The organism is Cytobacillus sp. FSL R7-0680, assembly GCF_038009245.1.
Lineage (GTDB): Bacteria > Bacillota > Bacilli > Bacillales > Cytobacillaceae > Cytobacillus > Cytobacillus kochii.
On record NZ_JBBPAO010000001.1, the window covers coordinates 1308096 to 1324755 of the forward strand.

Here is a 16660-nt window from a genome sequence, read left to right on the forward strand (position 1 = left end):
ATTCGCATTATCCTAAACGAATTTATGAAAGCCGGGCACTCCCTTGCTCGGCTTTCATTTGTGTTTGGTTCTAAATAAATTGCTGAATAACTCCCTTTTTGTGAGGCGGTTATCTCTGGTTTTCTTTCTGAGTGACTAGCTAAACCCTTTTGCGAGGCGCTCTTCTCTGATTCTCCTATTGAGTGACTTACTATCCCCTTTTTTGCGATGTCATATAAATTTTTTTGTGCACAAAGTCCTTTGTTCAACTTATAACTGCTTACTAGTAGATTAAACCCATCAGAATACCGGTCAATCTATACGGTACTGTTACTTCACTTCATTACTAAATAATTCAACTATTTCTTCTTTTTTAAAACCCATTAATGATAATAAAAATAATTTCCACCACCATTAAGTGTATATTTCTCTTGTAAGAATCGTTGTATTGCGGAACTACTGATTGCTCCTCCACACCAATCATAAATCGCCGTCTTTGTTACTTTTTCTGATGGAAAAAGAATAATAAAGTCATTGATTGCTTCACTTAATGCATCATAAGATGAAATATTCCTCCTACATTTTGAGCAATGAAATTTGCGCAAACTCGCTCGCCTCATCTGCCCACTGCACTCTCGACAAACCACTCCTTTTACCAAATCCTCCGTACAATAATCGATTTTTCTAGCATAATTCTCTTCTTTATGATGACTCAAAAAAGTGTGAACAATTTTTGTATGAAATGGAGAGTGTTGAATGTCCATTTGATTTAGTTCTCTTAATAATCGTGGAATTTGCGGTGGAAGAATAACATTTTGTTTCTTTGTACGGTCATATAACATAAACTCGGGATGGACAAAAACAAGTAGATAATCAAATGCAATGTTTAATTCGTGCTTAGTAAGGAATTGGTGTAGGAGGGTTTCATTTCTTTGGATTTGTAGAAGGGGATTTTTAATTTCCTTGTTTGTTGGTGAATACCATTTAGTGTCCTGAACCAAAAAATCACCACTATAATTTTTCACTTCGAAAGCAATGAGTTTGTGAGGAGTTAAACAGAGAGCATCAATTTGGAAGGATGTATGATTAATTTCTAGCAATACATCATAAAGAATGGGGAATTTTGGTGAAAGTTGCTGCAAATCATCTCGCCATTTACTTTCTCCTTCATATCCTTTTTCTAACATTTTGAGATATTGTTCATTCTCAGGGGACAATTTTGATCTAAGATGGAGCACGCGTAATAATCGGAGTTGATAAGAGGGATTGAGTGGTTTTAGGTCTGGCAAATTACTTCATCCTTTCTTTTTACTCTATTATAACGAATTTTTAACATAAAAAAATACCAATATATATAACTTCTCTAATAGATAGTACAAATTTGCTTGTTAAAAAGTGTAAAACTCTTTTGTGATTTTAATATATGCAGTCATTCCATTTTCTCACTAAGTCCATCACTTCGTCTTTATTCTTTCAGTTTTTGTCCACTTTTACCGCTATCCACATTTCTAGCCTAACCTTTTTAAAAAACCACTTACCATCAATGGCAAGTGGTTTTTTTCTTCTATTAAATTGCTGTCGTAACAGCTTTTTCTTCGTCTACTTTCACAATCCAACCAAATTTATCTTCTACTTTTCCTTTTTGGATTCCTGTTAGCGTTTCGTAAAGTTTGCCGGCGATTTCACCTGTTTGTCCGCCACCAATGGTAAGTTTTTCGTTATTCCAGAATAGTTCTCCGACTGGTGAAATGACCGCTGCAGTACCCGTTCCGAATGCTTCTTCTAGCGTGCCATTTTTTTGCGCTTCATAGATCTCATCGATTGAGATACGACGCTCAGATAAAGGAATACCCCAGTCTTTAATGAGTTCAATAACAGAGTTTCTTGTAACGCCTTCTAAAATGCTTCCGTTCAATTCAGGTGTAACGACTTCACCGTTAATTTTAAAGAAAATATTCATGCTTCCTACTTCTTCAACATATTTATTTTCCTTGCCATCTAACCAAAGTACTTGTGAATATCCTTCCTGTTCTGCTACTTCTTGTGCTTTTAGGCTAGCAGCATAGTTTCCTCCTGTTTTGGCATTACCCGTTCCACCTTTGACTGCACGAACATATTCGCTTTGGACAGCGATTTTCACTGGGTTAATTCCTTCTTTATAATAGGCACCGACTGGTGACATGATAATAATAAATTTGTATTGATGTGATGGAGCAACGCCTAAATAAGGTTCTGTAGAAATAATAAATGGACGAATATATAGCGATGTTCCTTCTACATTTGGAACCCAATCACGATCAACTGCAATTAATTGTCTTAATGCTTGAACAGCAAGTTCTTCGTCAATTGGCGGAATACAGAGTCTGTTGTTCGATTTGTTCAGTCTCTCCATATTTTTATATGGTCTGAACATGAGCACTTCCTGATCTTCAGATAAATATGCCTTTAATCCTTCGAAAACACTTTGGCCATAATGAAATACCATTGCAGACGGGTCAATTTGTAATGGCTCATAAGGGACAATACGTCCATCATGCCACCCCTTGTCTGCATGATAGTCCATTACAAACATATGATCTGTAAAGTTCCTACCGAAAATCAACTGATCAAATGCCGGTTTTTCTTTTTTGGTTGCACGTCTTTGGATTTCAAACTGATAATCATTCATTTCTACTCTACTCCCTGTCTAAGATCAATTTAAAGTGCCGTTAAACATCTTTACTCTTTTTCTTGTGGTATTATGCACCATTGTAAACGAAATACTTTGATGATTAAACTACTCCTTCGCAATTTATACGATATTAAGAATTTATTACTTTAATACATAAAATCAATATAACATTTCCTTAATAAAGTACATTGATTGTTTAAAATATTATGAACCCTATTTTTGGTATTGTCAACACAGTTTCTGAAACTTTTCTATTATTCTTACAAATTTATAATTTCCCTATAAATACAGGATTTTACTAGCTTTTTATTGAAATGATTTGCATGAAATATTATGCAAAAAAAAGGTTTGGTTTTTTAGATAATTAGTCAAGAAATACAAAAAATACTCGTGACTTCCTGCTCGTCACGAGTATTCATTAATGAAACCAGCCTTTGTTTTTTGACTCTGTGATGGCTTCGATTCTGTTTGTTACTTCTAACTTCTCCAATATAGCTGATATATAATTACGAACTGTACCAACTTTAATCGTTAATATAGAGGCAATTTCTTTAGTGCTTTTTCCCTCTGCCATTAATTCAAGTACCGCTTTCTCACGTTCTGTTAAGGGATTTTCTTCTCGGTAGACATCATCCATCAGTTCCGGGGCAAAAATTCTTTTGCCTGCCATGACATTACGAATCGAATCAGCTAACTCTTCACTCGGGCTATCTTTTAATAAATAGCCCCGTACCCCTGCTTTTATCGCTCGTTGAAAATATCCAGATCTTGCAAAAGTGGTTAAAATAATAACCTTTATGCCCCTGTTTTTAATTGCTTCAGCTGCTTCTAACCCTGTTTTTAAAGGCATTTCAATGTCCATAATACAAATATCGGGACTTAGTTCTTGCACTAATGTAACGGCCTCTTCTCCATTGGAGGCTTGACCAACGACTTGCATATCATCCTCAAGGTTCAGTAACGAACCGAGTGCGCCTAACATCATTCTTTGGTCTTCTGCAATGACAATTCGAATCATGCCAAATCTCCTCCTTCAACTTGTTTAACGACAAGTGGAACAATAATTGAAATTGTCGTACCCTCGTCACAACTGATGTCCAAATGGCCATTTACAAATTCTAATCTTTCTTTCATGCCATTAATCCCATTACCATAGCTTTTTTTCTCACTATTCGTAATGCCTATTCCATTATCCTTTACTGTAACGACTAATTCTTTATTTCGTTCTTCTATTGCTACCGAACATTTTGTCGCTCGACTATGTTTGACTACATTTGTAACCGCTTCTTTTAAGCACATACTAATAATATTTTCTATAAAAATGGAAGTGTAAGCTTCTTTTAATGGTTCATTGATTTCCATATCCATTTGCGCTGCTTGTAAAATTTCCTTTATACGAACGACTTCTTCCTGCAATCGTATTCCTCTCATTTGCGATACCATTTTCCGTACTTCATTCAATGCTGTACGGGCTGTTTGCTGAACATCTTTTAATTCAACTTTTGCTTGTTCTGGATCTTTTTGAATTAACTTTCTCGCCAGGTCACTCTTTAATCCTATTAGTGAGAGTTTTTGACCAAGTGTATCATGTAAGTCACGCGCAATTCTTTGACGTTCTTCTTGTTTAACAAGGTCGGCAATTCTTTGGTTCGCGTATTCTAATTGTTTCTCTAGCCTCTCTTGTTTTCTTTTATTATAGATATTAAAAGGCAACAATATCATACTCACTAAAATAATAATCACAAATGGAATTTGACTTAAAAACATGTCACTTTTAACAACGATATTGTAATTAATGGCTACAGTCGTTGAAACAATGTGAATGATATAAACAATAAAAAACGCCACTCTATTTCTTATATATCCATTATAATAAGCGATGAAAAAAGCAAAATACACATACTGATAAATAATTAACATGGTCATTGAAACTGCAATCAATAAAAGAGACCATATATAAACTGGCCATTTATTAGATATGAAGGCAAAACGAAAAGTGATAAAAAAGACGACCGTTAATATGATACCAACAATAATCTCCCAAGTCGTTGAAGATTGAAAGATAAAATAAAAAGGGAGAATCGTCAGGATAATCCATATGTATGGTGTCATCCCAGAGCTTTTTAATTTATATAAAAGTGGATATGACATTATAAACCTCCGCTTCAATGTAGAAATAGAAAACTCCTTTGTTTCTTTCATACAAAGGAGTTTCTTAACAGTATTATAGCAGATTATTATTAAGATACCGGTACTTTTCGGTATTGTTTTACTGCACGGTAGCCGACAAATATTTTCTTCTCTTCATCCCAAAGCTTAAAGCGAAGAGATTCTAGGCTTGTTGCTAGTGAAATGGTCGGTACATTTTGTAATTGCTCACTGTTAGTATGTGCTTTCTCTAATTCGTAATTTGGGACTCTTGGAGCTAGATGGTGTACATGATGGTAACCAATATTTCCTGTCATCCATTGCAGTGGTTTTGGCAATTTGTAAAATGAACTGCCTTCAATTGCTGCACTCACATATTCCCACTCTTTATCTGGCTCAAAATAAGAATCTTCAAATGTATGCTGGACATAGAATAACCAAATACCAGCTGCACCAGAAATCAGGAAAATCGGGGTTTGCACAAGTAGGAATGCTTCCCAGCCGATGAGATAACACATGAAAGCATATAAAGTAACAATTCCTACATTGGTTAAATACGTATTTAATCTCTCTGGTAAACGAGCACCCTTTCGATTAAAACGATTTTTAAATAAAAATGTGTAAATCGGACCTAATCCAAACATAATGATTGGATTACGGTAAAGTCGATAACCAACCTTCGTTAAAAAAGAGGCATCCATATATTCTTTAACAGTCAATAACCATATATCTCCTGTCCCACGCTTGTCCAAGTTACTGCTTGTTGCATGATGAACGGAATGATCATGTGCCCAAGCGCTATATGGAAAAATCGTAATAATCCCAGCAATCGTTCCCACAATTTTATTCGCTTTGCGGCTTTTAAAGAATGAATTGTGACAGCAATCATGAAAGATGATAAATATACGTATTAAAAAGCCCGCCGCTAAAACAGATAAAGCTAATGTCAATAAATAATGAATGGAAAGTGAAAAATAAGCAAGTGTCCATAAACCAAAAAATGGTACAAGCGTATTGATTAATTGATATATACTTTTGTTACGATTCGCCTTTTCAAATGGCAGCATTTGTTTTCTCAATGTTTTCAAACGTTCTTTTGTCATATTGTAAGTTCCTTTCCTTCAATATAATTTAATAATAAAGACGTCTGAAAATACTGTGAAGACATAGGTGTCATCACGCAACCATGATAAATGTCATGTATCCATTAAGACCAACTACTAATATCAGCCTTCAAGCTCAATTATTAGGTCAAATAAAACTTTATATATAAGTGAAAAAGCTTCGCCTATCTTCATATCTTCAGAAAATCCTTCAATATAATCTAACGTAAAGTTAATTTCCCATAAGCCATCTTTTTGATTAAACATAGGGCTCAGTCGCGCTTCATCACTTGTGAAGATTGACATAAAATAGGCTTTAATTTCTTTTTCCTTTTTCTTAGGCTGCTTTAAACCAATCAAGCAATCATAAGTACGGAATAAATCATCTACTTCAAAAGAAAGTGATTCAACATTTAGTTGATCGAACCATACGGATTCAACATAGACGAATTCATTGATATGTTGCTTAAAATAAGTGATCGGCTGCTCAAAAAATTCACTGGCCGATTCTGTCCCAAGAAAGTTTTCTGTTTCTTTATCGCCTCTTTCAATATAACTATCAAAAAAGCGCTTTTTAGTGTCGAGGACATTTACCTCTTTTTCATCTATTATCTCCTGCTTTTTAGCGTAGTTTAATTCTTCAATAAATAGTAATTCCCCATTATCTTTTGCTTGTTTGATTCTTTCGACTAACTGTTCTTTAAACATTATTCGCACCTCTTTGTCTTTCATTGCAAGTTTTTCTCCTTTACATTCTACACAACTCTCTATCATGCTTTCAACAATGGAAAATCAATATAGACGAACATCCACTATCAATGGGCCCAATAAAGGCCATCTTAGCCTTTCAATCCGTTTAGCTTGCAGGATGGTCATAAAATTTATCTTAAAATCTTTACTTCTTTCATAAGTATAAAATAGGCTGCAATTGATTCATGAAGGTTCGTGAATGCATAAACTATAAATTAAAAATGTGGTGATGACTTTGCAAATACTTCCTTTTCAAAATTTAAAAGAGAAAAACTTAACATTTGAAGATGTCTTTGAGCGCATTCTTCACTTCATGTACATCCAACCGAGAGGAAATTATAAACTGATTGTTGGAACAGACTCTCAAGTACATCCTGCCCATACTTTATTTATCACTGGTATAGTGATTCAAAATGCAGGAAAAGGAGCGTGGGCTTGTATTAGAAAATGTTCCGTCCCACGAAAGATGCTTCATCTACATGAAAGAATTTCTTTTGAAACTTCTTTAACTGAAGAGATTGTTGCATTATTTGATGAAGAGAAGAAAAACCAGATGATTGATATTGTCTTACCATTTATTTACCAAGGTGCAAGTTTTACGATGGAAGGCCATTTAGATATTGGTGCCGGCTCTCGTAATAAAACGAAGGAATATGTAGCTGAAATGGTCGCAAGAATGGAATCCATTGGTGTGGAAGCCAAAATAAAACCAGAGGCATATGTCGCCTCTAGTTATGCAAATAAATTCACAAAATAAATTACTGATGCAGTGAATACTGCTGTTCTGCTTTCTCTGCGACTGCATTCGTTAACTCAGTTGTAATTTCGGGAAGAGAGGTTTCTAAAATAGCATTCGCCATTTTTGCCATCATTCCCTCAGCTACAATCTCTAAAAAGCCCGTCATCACTACTTCTTTTTTAGAAGAATTTACACTCGAGAAAAAACCATTGCCCTTAAATTTCTCATTGATACCTGTTAAGTTAAATGTCACTTTATTAGGCGCCTGCCATCTAGTGATATCGACCTGTAGCTCTATCTTTTTTTTCATTAAGCCGACATCTACTTTAAACACCCAGATGGAGCTTTTTTCATTTAATATTTCATGCCTTATATATCCAGGAACAAGTGGTGCCCAATGATTCATATCACTAACAAACTGCCATAGGTGGTCAATTGATACATTTACCTTTTTCTCATGATGAAAGCTTGCCATTATACCTCTCTCCTTCATTCTCGTCTTAGATGCTACTGCCTTATTTCTATTCAAGCAGTAAGGGAAACATGCTATCGAATTTATGATTAACGCATCGTAAACGAAAACAAATTAGAAACTTTAGAGGTAAAAGCTGCTTGCTTAAAATTGACATTGCTTCAATTTAATACAACCCATATACCTCTCATGTTTGCCCTTTTAAAGAGCGGAAAAAAAGAGAATAAATTCTTCTAGACATGAGCAATAAATATTTATTTATAGAGGAATAGTAACCAGCTTTCGTTTGACCATGACAAAAAAAGATAAGAGCTTCCCCCTACAAATATTGAAGAAATAATGTGTAGGTTGCTTCACATTCCCTTTATATCTCTAAAAAACTGGTTTGTTAATCATATCAGCCAATAATTTATATGACTTTAGACGATCGTCATAATCATGTGTTATTGTCACGATCATGACTTCATCTATGCCGTATTGGTTTGTAAGACTTAACAAGTCTCTCTTGACCTTTTCCGGATTACCAATAATCATTCTTTCTTTCATCTTAGCGACTTTTTCTTGTTTTGCAATGAAATAGGGATGCTTAATTGCTTCCTCTACTGAAGGTACTTCTTGCTTCTCTCCATCATCTGATTGGAGATGCCATAATAATACTGAGGTAGCTATTTCTTCAGCCTTTTCATCTGTTTCAGCACAAATAACAGAGACGGTTAACATCATATTTTGTTGTTCGCTCTTGCGCTTCTCTTTAAAAAGATCAATCGCTTCTTTTCCATTAGCATCACTCATAAATTGTCCAAAACAGTAATGTAACCCCTTTTCAGCTGCTAAACTAGCACTTTTATGGCTTGTTCCTAACATCCACACTTCAGGCTTTATTGGGGGGATGGGACTTGCCTTTACTTTACGAAAAAGATGGTCTTCTGGATGATGGTCATTTAAAAAAGCAAGTAGTGTATCAATAGACTGGGGCCACTCTTTGACAGCTTGCAAATAATTCCCTGCTAGTGCAATACTTGCTTCAGCAGATGCACCTGGTGCTCTTCCTATGCCGAGGTCTATACGTCCTGGAAAAAGTGTGCTTAACAAATGAAAGTTCTCTGCCACTTTAAAAGGTTTATAATTCGGTAGTAACAACGCACCCGAGCCAATCCTTATAGTTGACGTTTGTGATGCAATATATGTCATCATAATTTCAGGAGAGGAACTAGCGAGCCCAGGCAAGTCATGATGCTCTGCAATCCAATAGCGGTAATAGCCTAATTCATTCGCTGTTTTCGCTAACTGCAGTGATGCCTCAAGTGCTTCTTTTGCTGTCTTGCCTTTTGCAATTGGTGATTGATCTAAAATACTCAGCTTCACATTACCCCTCCTGTTTACCTCTTATAGTAACGTCTTCTTCTACTCGGTTGATTCTTATGGCAATCATCGCAAATGTTAAAGGCATGATCCCAAGCTAAAGATTTTCCACAACGCTTACATGTTTTTTTCATATTTGCAATATCATCATCTAATCGTTCAAACACATGATTAGATATATCGTCCCTCACTCTTTCCCAATAGATGGCTTCAGTATGTTGACCTAATTTATAGAGAAATAGTAAATGAAGACCTATTGCTTTATATGAATACTCAAGGTCTTCAAGATTACGGTTTCTTAACCTTGGTTCAGGCAGCTCTTCATGATCAATGATACTGTACATCGCCTGCTCCCATTGCCGAATCAAGTCCGCTTCTTTTTTTGAAAAAGGTAGATGTAAGAAACTGTACAAATCTTTTAAAGGCATTCTCGCCTCAATCTCTGTCCCTCTAACCAGTTCATAAAGCTCCCTTTCTTCACTTAATGTTGCTTTCTTAGTTCCCTTTGGACTCTCAAATAAATCCCAGAGTTCAAAAAACTTCCCTAAATCACGATAATACGAAAGAAAGCGATCAAAAATGGCTGAAGTAGGTGCAATAGCAAAACTTTCAATCGGAGCATCTACTTGTGATAATAAACTGCTCATTAACTTAATCCGGTCAAAAAAGGCCACTCTACCTACAGGGTAAATACCTTTTCTCCCCGCTCTCCCAGCAATCTGTTTCACTTCTTGAGATGTCAGTGTGCGACGTTTCGTACCATCAAATTTCTCCGTTTCCAAAAAAACAATCCGTCGTATCGGTAAATTTAATCCCATTCCGATTGCGTCTGTTGAGACAATGACATCAGATTGACCAGCTGTAAAGCGATTAACCTGTTTCTTCCTCGTTTCAGGTGGCATACTGCCATATATCATACTCACTTGATGACCTTTTCTTTGTAACATAGACGCTGTTTCGAGTACCCTTTTACGTGAGAAACAAATCAGCGCGTCACCCTCTTTTACGTTTTTAAGAGTGAACTCTTCACTGTCTACTTCCAAAGGGGCTTCTCGTTTATATCTATGTATTTCAACATTGCTATCTCCAATTAATTGCAACAGCATAGCTTCGGCATTTTTACTCGCAATAATATGCACTTCTCTCGCATTTGCCTTTGTGATTGCCTTAAACCAAGCATAGCCACGGTCCTTATCACTAATCATTTGTGATTCATCTATAACAATGACATCATAATCATCTTTCTCATAAAACATTTCAACCGTACAAGCTAAATGTGTCGCACCTGAGGTTTCTCGTTCTTCTTCTCCAGTTTTTAAAGAACAGGGTGTTCCTTCATTGTTTAGCTTTTCATAGACTTCAAGCGCCAACAAACGTAATGGGGCTAAATATAACCCGGATGGGGCTGCTTTCATTTTCTCTAGTGCTTGGAACGTTTTCCCTGTATTTGTTTCACCAATATGAAGAACAAATTTCTGATAAATATTCTTTCGGCTCTCATAAGCAGAGCCAAAAATATCATTCAACATTTTTTGTTGTTGTTCTTCTTTTTGTCTCCGTTCCCGTTCTTCTTGTTTGCGCTTCATTTTTCTTTCTTTCACTTGTATTTCATATAAGCTTCGCTGCTCTTCTAAATCAAAATTCTCATTTGCTATCTTCAATAAATCTTTCACATAATCTTCCATGATTCGGCCTAGTGCATTTGGAATTAAATCTTCCCAATCAATTAGATCTAACAACTTCTCTCCAGTCAAACTATGCTGGAACAAAGATTGATACTTATCAATATGACCTTGACCAAGATGTAATAGAAGCGCTTGTTGTATAAGCGTATGTAAAGTTTCTCCTACCATTTGTTCGTATTCAAAATAGTATGTTTCATACTCAAAATACCATTTATTTTTTATCATCACTTTGTGGAGATTACCTGTAAACTCTTCAAAGAAATCTTCTACACGGGGGTAATCATCAACGATAAATGGCCCCACTTCCACTAAAGGTTCTTCTAAGTAACGTGATTCCGTCTCATGATACTTCACTCTATTTGCTAAATCCGTTTCAAGCTTTAAAGCCAATTTATGTCTTAAAGCTAAAAAGAGATTTTCACTGTTTTTTGACAACCATTGTTCTGCTTCTTCACATAGAAATTCTTGATAGGCGTATCTTTCTTGTTTGATCTGGCGTTCTTTTTCTTCTTGAAGATATCTTTCTCTTGCATAAACATAACGTTTGGCCCACTTTTCAGGTTGATCTGCAAAAATCGAATGTAGCAAACTATTTACATTTAATGGACGGAACTCAATGACTTCTTTCCTAAATGCTTGATTTAACGTTTTCTTATTCATATCTTCAATAACATAGTTTTTTTTCTTTAAATATTCCTTCTTATGAAAACGAGAGAGTTTGTTTGTCGCTTTATTACTCCACACATTTTGCCAAACTTGTGCTAAAAACGGAGCTCGATCTTTGATATATTGTGAAAAACTTAACATTTGTTCATTTGCACCTAAATAATAATCTATATCTTCATAAATTTTCATTTTTGTATATTCAATCGCTTGACGATGGATATCCTCTAATTGCTTCATTCCTTTAACTCCTCTAACAAATACATATTATTCCTATTGTATACGAACTCTTGTCACTTCACTACCATAACATATCGCACTTCCGCGAAAAATTATTAGAAAATTTAAAAATAAAATTGACAAACACGGATGGCGAGATTATAATTATTTCGAAATCAATTATTTTTAATTTGAGATTTATTAATCAAAGATATATAGGAGGAAAATAAAATGGCTAAAACAAAGTGGACGTTAGACCCAGCACATAGTAGTGTTGATTTTTCTGTTAAACATATGATGATTGCTAATGTAAAGGGATCATTTACAGCGTTTGATGCTGTTATTGAAGCTGATCCTAAAGATTTAACAACAGCGGATATTTCATTAACAATCGACTCAGCTAGTATTGATACCAAAAACGAAGATCGTGATAATCATTTAAAATCACAAGATTTCTTCGATGTTGAAACCTATCCAAAAATTAATTTTAAAGCAACGAATATTGTAAAAAATGGGGAAAATGAATATAGCGTGACAGGTGATCTGACGATTAAAGATACAACAAAACAAGAAACGCTTGCAGTCGAATTTGAAGGAACGGGAATTGATCCATGGGGAAATACAAAAGCTGGATTTAACGTAACTGGATCAATCAGCAGAAATGATTATGGATTAACATGGAACTCTACATTAGAAACGGGTGGCGTTCTTGTCGGAGACAAAATCAAAATTAGTTTAGATGTTCAGGCTAGCAAGGGTGAGTAATTTTTATCTGAATCTTATTTAGAAATAAAGACGATTACAAAAACGCTTGGTGTCCAGCATCCAAGCGTTTTTGTAATGATAGAGCGTAGTTTATTGTTCAGCTAAAATGGTAGCAATTTTATCTTCAATGATTTTCCCCTTTGACCCATCTACCATATTATTCAATATAATAGAAAATACATATCTTTCTCCTGACTTGTTATCCACATAGCCTGAAAGCGAGCTAACAGTTGAAATCGATCCTGTTTTTGCATAAACATGACCCTCAGCTGGAGAGTTTTTCAGTCGATTTCTTAATGTACCCCCTACCATTCTGTCCGCATGACCAGCTACTGGTAATGAATGAAAATACACATCAAACCAAGATTCCTTCTGTACTTCGTATAAGAGTTTGGAAAGCTCATTAGCTGGTAATAAAGTGACATGAGAGATGCCTGATCCGTCTCTTAAAAGCATGGTATCTTGATTGATTCCCCAAGCATTCAATTCATCTGCTAAAACTTCTAATCCTGCATCCCAACTGCCTTCATTTTTAACTACTTTCCCCATTTCTTTGATTAAAATTTCGGCATGTGTATTATTACTCAACTTCATAAAGGGAATAAGCAATTCCTCTAACGGCATGGATTGTTGTTCATACAACACTTCTGTTTGATTAGGTGCGACTCCTACCTTAACGCCACCATGGATTTTAATACCCTCACCTGCTAAAGAATCCTTTAATAACTCTAAAGCATACTGTGTTGGCTCCCATACGGCAATCCACTCTCTACTAGATGTAGCTTCTATAGGAATCGTCCCAGTGATGGTTATCTCATTTGTACCATGTTCTCTTACAATATCAATTTCTTTCTTATCTGATGCACCAACGGTTTTAGCGTTATTGTTGATTTTGACATATCTATTGTTCGGCTGCAGAGTTATTTCTGGCTTTTTCCCCTCTTGTTTACCTGGTTTTACCTCGACAATTACACTTCCAGCATCATAATCTTCATTCGGACTTACAGTCAATGCTGATATTTGCGCACCATAATAATAACTCTCATCTTTCCAGATGATATCTTCTGACAAACGTTCATCATCATACCAACTATCATCTGCAATAAGTTGACCCTTAATCATTTTAATACCTTGTTTTTTTAATGCTTTAGCCATGTTAGTAAAATCTTCTTTCAATAAAGTTGGGTCGCCATACCCCTTTAAATAAATATCCCCATGGTGGACAGAGCCCCGTTGCTGGCCTATCGATAATAATTCTGTTTTAAAGCGATAATCTTCACCTAATACTGACAGTGCTACTGCTGCTGTTAATAGTTTCATATTAGAAGCTGGTCGTAATCTAGTATCAGCTATATGTTCATAAACAATCTTCCCTTCTTCTGCGCTCCTCACGCTAACACCAGCAAGAGCTCCCGCTAACAGTGGATCATTGTTAATAAGTTGATTAAGCTTCTGAACTAACTCATCACCTTCTTCATTAGCCGAAACTTTAGGTTCCACTGCTGATTGAAACGGTGTATAGGCAATTGAAAATAGTAGTACAACCGTCAACAAACTCACTAAAGCTTTTTTCATTTTCCCTCATCCCCTCCTATATTCTTCCTGTCTACATTTCTCCTACATAGATTGACAAAAAACTACATCTATATGTATTGAACTTCGCTTTTTCTTCATTTTTCTCCTTTAAGTGAATGGATGTGTTTTTCCTTCTGTCCTAAATAGGTAGCAATGACTAGTCAATCATTTCTTTCAGCAAAACTAGGCATACTTAGGGGAAAAAAAGAGGAAAGATAGAGAACAAACCTTGACTGTGTGTTAGTGCTTCACTTGGCGCGGTCATACTGTGAGCGACTCATATCCACTTGATGAGCCTGTATAAAGAAAACACCTTCTTGTTCAAGTAACTCTTTTTGCATATCGGCTTGGTGGCTATCATTTAGTCTAATTTCACCTACTTTATTGACCACTCTATGCCAGGGCAAACCATATTTATGACTCATTGAATGGAGAATGAGAACAACTTGCCTTGCACCACGGGGGCTACCAGCATATGTTGCGATTTGTCCATAGCTCATTACTCTTCCTTTAGGGATTTCTTTAATTATTTTAATCACTGTTGCTGTAAATGGCTGCATATCCTTTCCTCCAAACGCGCTCGTTTTGTTACTAGTATAATAAACTAAAGGATCATAACATAGTCTCAATTCATTCATCATAAAATACATGTAATCAATAAAATAAAAAAACCATGCCTAGAGAAACTTATTAGACAAAAAATAACAAGAACAAATTCAATGAAACAGAATTTGTTCTTGTTTTTAATACAATCAATATATTAACTTTTTACTAATCTATTTTTTACTACTTCAGTTAATACACGGTTTAAATGCTCTGGTACAGTTAAATAAAGTAGACCGTTTCCTTCTAATTTTGGCGAATAGCCCAGCGGAACAGTTCTTCTAATCAATTGCGCATATGACTCAGGCTCTGAGAAATCTCTTTCAAATGTAACTTGAGAAAAATCTTTTATTAACGCCAAAGCCCCTGCGACGTGTGGTGCGGCCATTGATGTACCGCTTAGTTTTGCATATTTACCATTTAAAAAAGTAGATAATATCTCTTCACCAGGAGCGACCAAATCAATTTCGGTATGAGAATTGCTGAAAGGTGATGATTCGCGGTTTAAATTAACAGCACCAACACTAATGACTTCATTATATGAACCTGGATAAGCAAGCTCATCGGTATTATCATCCCCGTCACCTTCATTTCCAGCTGCACAAACAACGAGAATATTTTCTCCGACGGCTTTTTGTATCGCTTCATGTAGTTCTGGAACATCTTCAGGGCCACCTAGTGACATCGATATAATATCTACTTTCTGTTCAACCGCATACAATATTCCATTTATAATCCAATCATATTGACCAGATCCATCTTTGTTCAATACTTTTACAATTAACAAATCTGCTTCCGGGGCTACACCAATTACTCCTGATTCATTAGCAGTAGCAGCAATTGTACCAGCAACATGTGTACCGTGACCATTATGGTCATCTAAGATATCTGGTGAACTCCCATCATCGTCTGTAAAGTTTCTACCACCTATAATTCTCGCTTTTAAATCTGGGTGGTCCATGTCACAACCTGTATCTAATATTGCCACCTTCATGCCTTTTCCTTTCGTCTCTTTCCAAATCTCAGGTGCCTGAATCAATTGTATTCCTTGCGGCGTTTCATTGACATCTGTCACTTGATCATTGACTGTGTAAGGCATTACTCTAACTAATTGCTTCATCCTTTATCCCTCCCTAACATAATCGTGAAAACCATTTGGTCCCTTCAACGCATAGACAAGAGAATTTTGAAGCGATACAAGTTGTATCATTATTATAACAAAAGATTAAATATTCTGAAAGAAATTAGACCTTTTTTTCTCTCGGTCTTTTTTCCTGTTTTTTACTTCCGTAACTTTTCCCTCAATTGTTTATAGATATCTACAATTTCATCTATTTTCATTCTTACAAGCCCGCTTGATGAAGGTGCAACAAAATCAATTACACCTGGTACAACCGATTCGCTCTGAAATCCCCAAGATACCTTCTTTTTCTTACTAAATTCTTGATATACACCTTTCCCTACATAACAGGCCACTTCAGGTTGATATTTTTTTAGTTTTTCTAATAGTTCTAATCTACCTGCTTGATATTCTTCCTTCGTAATATCGCTAGCCGCTTTAGTTGGTCTTGAGACAATATTTGTTAAACCATATCCTAATTGAAGTAATTGATGATTTTCTTCTGGTAAGTAAACCCGTTCAGTCAGCCCAGATTGATAGAGGATTTTCCAAAACCGGTTATGACGGTTGGCATAATGAAATCCAGTTTCTGCAGACTTTACACTCGGGTTAAACCCAATAAATATGACTTTTAAATCCTTTTTGAGATGATCATCTATCGGTTTCATTTATCTTTACTCCTTTTATTTTTTCATACAATAACCATAGCATGTGAATAATCATTTTTGCATTGATACAATCTACAATTTTTTTGAGTGGAAGAAAAAAAGACATTTACAATCTTAAAAATGGACAGTGATTATCCT

The 16660-nt window shown here is 35.5% G+C and carries 15 protein-coding genes; 2 read left to right on the forward strand and 13 right to left on the reverse strand.

What is annotated here, in order from left to right; translation table 11 throughout:
• Positions 1 to 362: 362 nt before the first annotated feature.
• The 6 genes from MKY26_RS06590 to MKY26_RS06615 form a co-directional block, all read right to left on the reverse strand.
• The gene (locus MKY26_RS06590) at positions 363 to 1268 is read right to left on the reverse strand and encodes a nuclease-related domain-containing protein (protein WP_341093962.1); all 906 of its coding nucleotides are present in this window, start codon (positions 1266 to 1268) and stop codon (positions 363 to 365) included.
• 278 nt (positions 1269 to 1546) lie between these two features.
• Positions 1547 to 2647 (reverse strand): branched-chain amino acid aminotransferase, encoded by a 1101-nt coding sequence (locus MKY26_RS06595; protein ID WP_095373191.1) that lies wholly within the window; start codon positions 2645 to 2647, stop codon positions 1547 to 1549.
• Positions 2648 to 3068: 421 nt separating this feature from the next.
• Positions 3069 to 3668 carry a response regulator transcription factor gene (locus MKY26_RS06600; protein ID WP_095373190.1) on the reverse strand — a complete coding sequence of 200 codons (600 nt, stop codon included), beginning with the start codon at positions 3666 to 3668 and terminating at the stop codon, positions 3069 to 3071.
• Positions 3665 to 4801 (reverse strand): sensor histidine kinase, encoded by a 1137-nt coding sequence (locus MKY26_RS06605; protein ID WP_307318477.1) that lies wholly within the window; start codon positions 4799 to 4801, stop codon positions 3665 to 3667. Before MKY26_RS06605 ends, MKY26_RS06600 begins: the two co-directional genes overlap by 4 nt.
• Before the next feature lie 89 nt (positions 4802 to 4890).
• Positions 4891 to 5901, reverse strand: a complete 1011-nt coding sequence (locus tag MKY26_RS06610) for a fatty acid desaturase (protein WP_341093978.1) — start codon at positions 5899 to 5901, stop codon at positions 4891 to 4893.
• Between the two features lie 123 nt (positions 5902 to 6024).
• On the reverse strand, positions 6025 to 6633 hold the full coding sequence (locus MKY26_RS06615) for a branched-chain amino acid aminotransferase (protein ID WP_341093983.1): 609 nt from the start codon (positions 6631 to 6633) through the stop codon (positions 6025 to 6027).
• Positions 6634 to 6880: 247 nt separating this feature from the next.
• Here MKY26_RS06615 and MKY26_RS06620 point away from each other — a divergent pair, with 247 nt between their 5' ends.
• Positions 6881 to 7408 (forward strand): ribonuclease H-like YkuK family protein, encoded by a 528-nt coding sequence (locus MKY26_RS06620; RefSeq protein WP_095373188.1) that lies wholly within the window; start codon positions 6881 to 6883, stop codon positions 7406 to 7408.
• A gap of 1 nt (position 7409) precedes the next feature.
• Here the strand turns inward: MKY26_RS06620 and MKY26_RS06625 are convergent, their stop codons facing one another.
• From MKY26_RS06625 to MKY26_RS06635, 3 genes are all read right to left on the reverse strand, one after another.
• On the reverse strand, positions 7410 to 7865 hold the full coding sequence (locus MKY26_RS06625; protein WP_307318471.1) for a CoxG family protein: 456 nt from the start codon (positions 7863 to 7865) through the stop codon (positions 7410 to 7412).
• A 369-nt stretch (positions 7866 to 8234) separates the two neighbouring features.
• Positions 8235 to 9227, reverse strand: coding sequence for an LLM class flavin-dependent oxidoreductase (locus MKY26_RS06630; protein ID WP_341093993.1), 993 nt, complete (start codon positions 9225 to 9227; stop codon positions 8235 to 8237).
• Positions 9228 to 9241: 14 nt separating this feature from the next.
• Positions 9242 to 11812, reverse strand: a complete 2571-nt coding sequence (locus MKY26_RS06635) for a DEAD/DEAH box helicase (protein WP_341093997.1) — start codon at positions 11810 to 11812, stop codon at positions 9242 to 9244.
• A 210-nt stretch (positions 11813 to 12022) separates the two neighbouring features.
• Between MKY26_RS06635 and MKY26_RS06640 the strand changes: the two genes are divergently transcribed.
• Positions 12023 to 12556, forward strand: a complete 534-nt coding sequence (locus tag MKY26_RS06640) for a YceI family protein (protein ID WP_095373185.1) — start codon at positions 12023 to 12025, stop codon at positions 12554 to 12556.
• Positions 12557 to 12646: 90 nt separating this feature from the next.
• On the opposite strand, the gene dacB is transcribed toward MKY26_RS06640, so the two are convergent.
• From dacB to mug, 4 genes are all read right to left on the reverse strand, one after another.
• Positions 12647 to 14131 (reverse strand): D-alanyl-D-alanine carboxypeptidase/D-alanyl-D-alanine endopeptidase, encoded by a 1485-nt coding sequence (gene dacB / locus MKY26_RS06645; RefSeq protein ID WP_341094008.1) that lies wholly within the window; start codon positions 14129 to 14131, stop codon positions 12647 to 12649.
• Positions 14132 to 14379: 248 nt separating this feature from the next.
• Positions 14380 to 14691 (reverse strand): MGMT family protein, encoded by a 312-nt coding sequence (locus MKY26_RS06650; protein ID WP_341094013.1) that lies wholly within the window; start codon positions 14689 to 14691, stop codon positions 14380 to 14382.
• A gap of 200 nt (positions 14692 to 14891) precedes the next feature.
• Positions 14892 to 15854, reverse strand: a complete 963-nt coding sequence (locus MKY26_RS06655) for a S8 family peptidase (protein ID WP_095373182.1) — start codon at positions 15852 to 15854, stop codon at positions 14892 to 14894.
• Between the two features lie 161 nt (positions 15855 to 16015).
• Entirely contained in the window at positions 16016 to 16522 is a 507-nt protein-coding gene (mug, locus tag MKY26_RS06660; protein ID WP_328198079.1) for a G/U mismatch-specific DNA glycosylase, read from the reverse strand.
• Between the last annotated feature and the right edge of the window lie 138 nt (positions 16523 to 16660).

Bases quoted from the DNA above. Each gene is read 5' to 3' on its own strand.
- MKY26_RS06595 (WP_095373191.1), bottom strand. From the start codon at position 2,647: ATGAATGATTATCAGTTTGAAATCCAAAGACGTGCAACCAAAAAAGAA.
- MKY26_RS06600 (WP_095373190.1), bottom strand. From the start codon at position 3,668: ATGATTCGAATTGTCATTGCAGAAGACCAAAGAATGATGTTAGGCGCA.
- MKY26_RS06605 (WP_307318477.1), bottom strand. From the start codon at position 4,801: ATGTCATATCCACTTTTATATAAATTAAAAAGCTCTGGGATGACACCA.
- MKY26_RS06610 (WP_341093978.1), bottom strand. From the start codon at position 5,901: ATGACAAAAGAACGTTTGAAAACATTGAGAAAACAAATGCTGCCATTT.
- MKY26_RS06615 (WP_341093983.1), bottom strand. From the start codon at position 6,633: ATGAAAGACAAAGAGGTGCGAATAATGTTTAAAGAACAGTTAGTCGAA.
- MKY26_RS06620 (WP_095373188.1), top strand. From the start codon at position 6,881: ATGACTTTGCAAATACTTCCTTTTCAAAATTTAAAAGAGAAAAACTTA.
- MKY26_RS06625 (WP_307318471.1), bottom strand. From the start codon at position 7,865: ATGGCAAGCTTTCATCATGAGAAAAAGGTAAATGTATCAATTGACCAC.
- MKY26_RS06635 (WP_341093997.1), bottom strand. From the start codon at position 11,812: ATGAAGCAATTAGAGGATATCCATCGTCAAGCGATTGAATATACAAAA.
- MKY26_RS06640 (WP_095373185.1), top strand. From the start codon at position 12,023: ATGGCTAAAACAAAGTGGACGTTAGACCCAGCACATAGTAGTGTTGAT.
- dacB (WP_341094008.1), bottom strand. From the start codon at position 14,131: ATGAAAAAAGCTTTAGTGAGTTTGTTGACGGTTGTACTACTATTTTCA.
- MKY26_RS06650 (WP_341094013.1), bottom strand. From the start codon at position 14,691: ATGCAGCCATTTACAGCAACAGTGATTAAAATAATTAAAGAAATCCCT.
- MKY26_RS06655 (WP_095373182.1), bottom strand. From the start codon at position 15,854: ATGAAGCAATTAGTTAGAGTAATGCCTTACACAGTCAATGATCAAGTG.
- mug (WP_328198079.1), bottom strand. From the start codon at position 16,522: ATGAAACCGATAGATGATCATCTCAAAAAGGATTTAAAAGTCATATTT.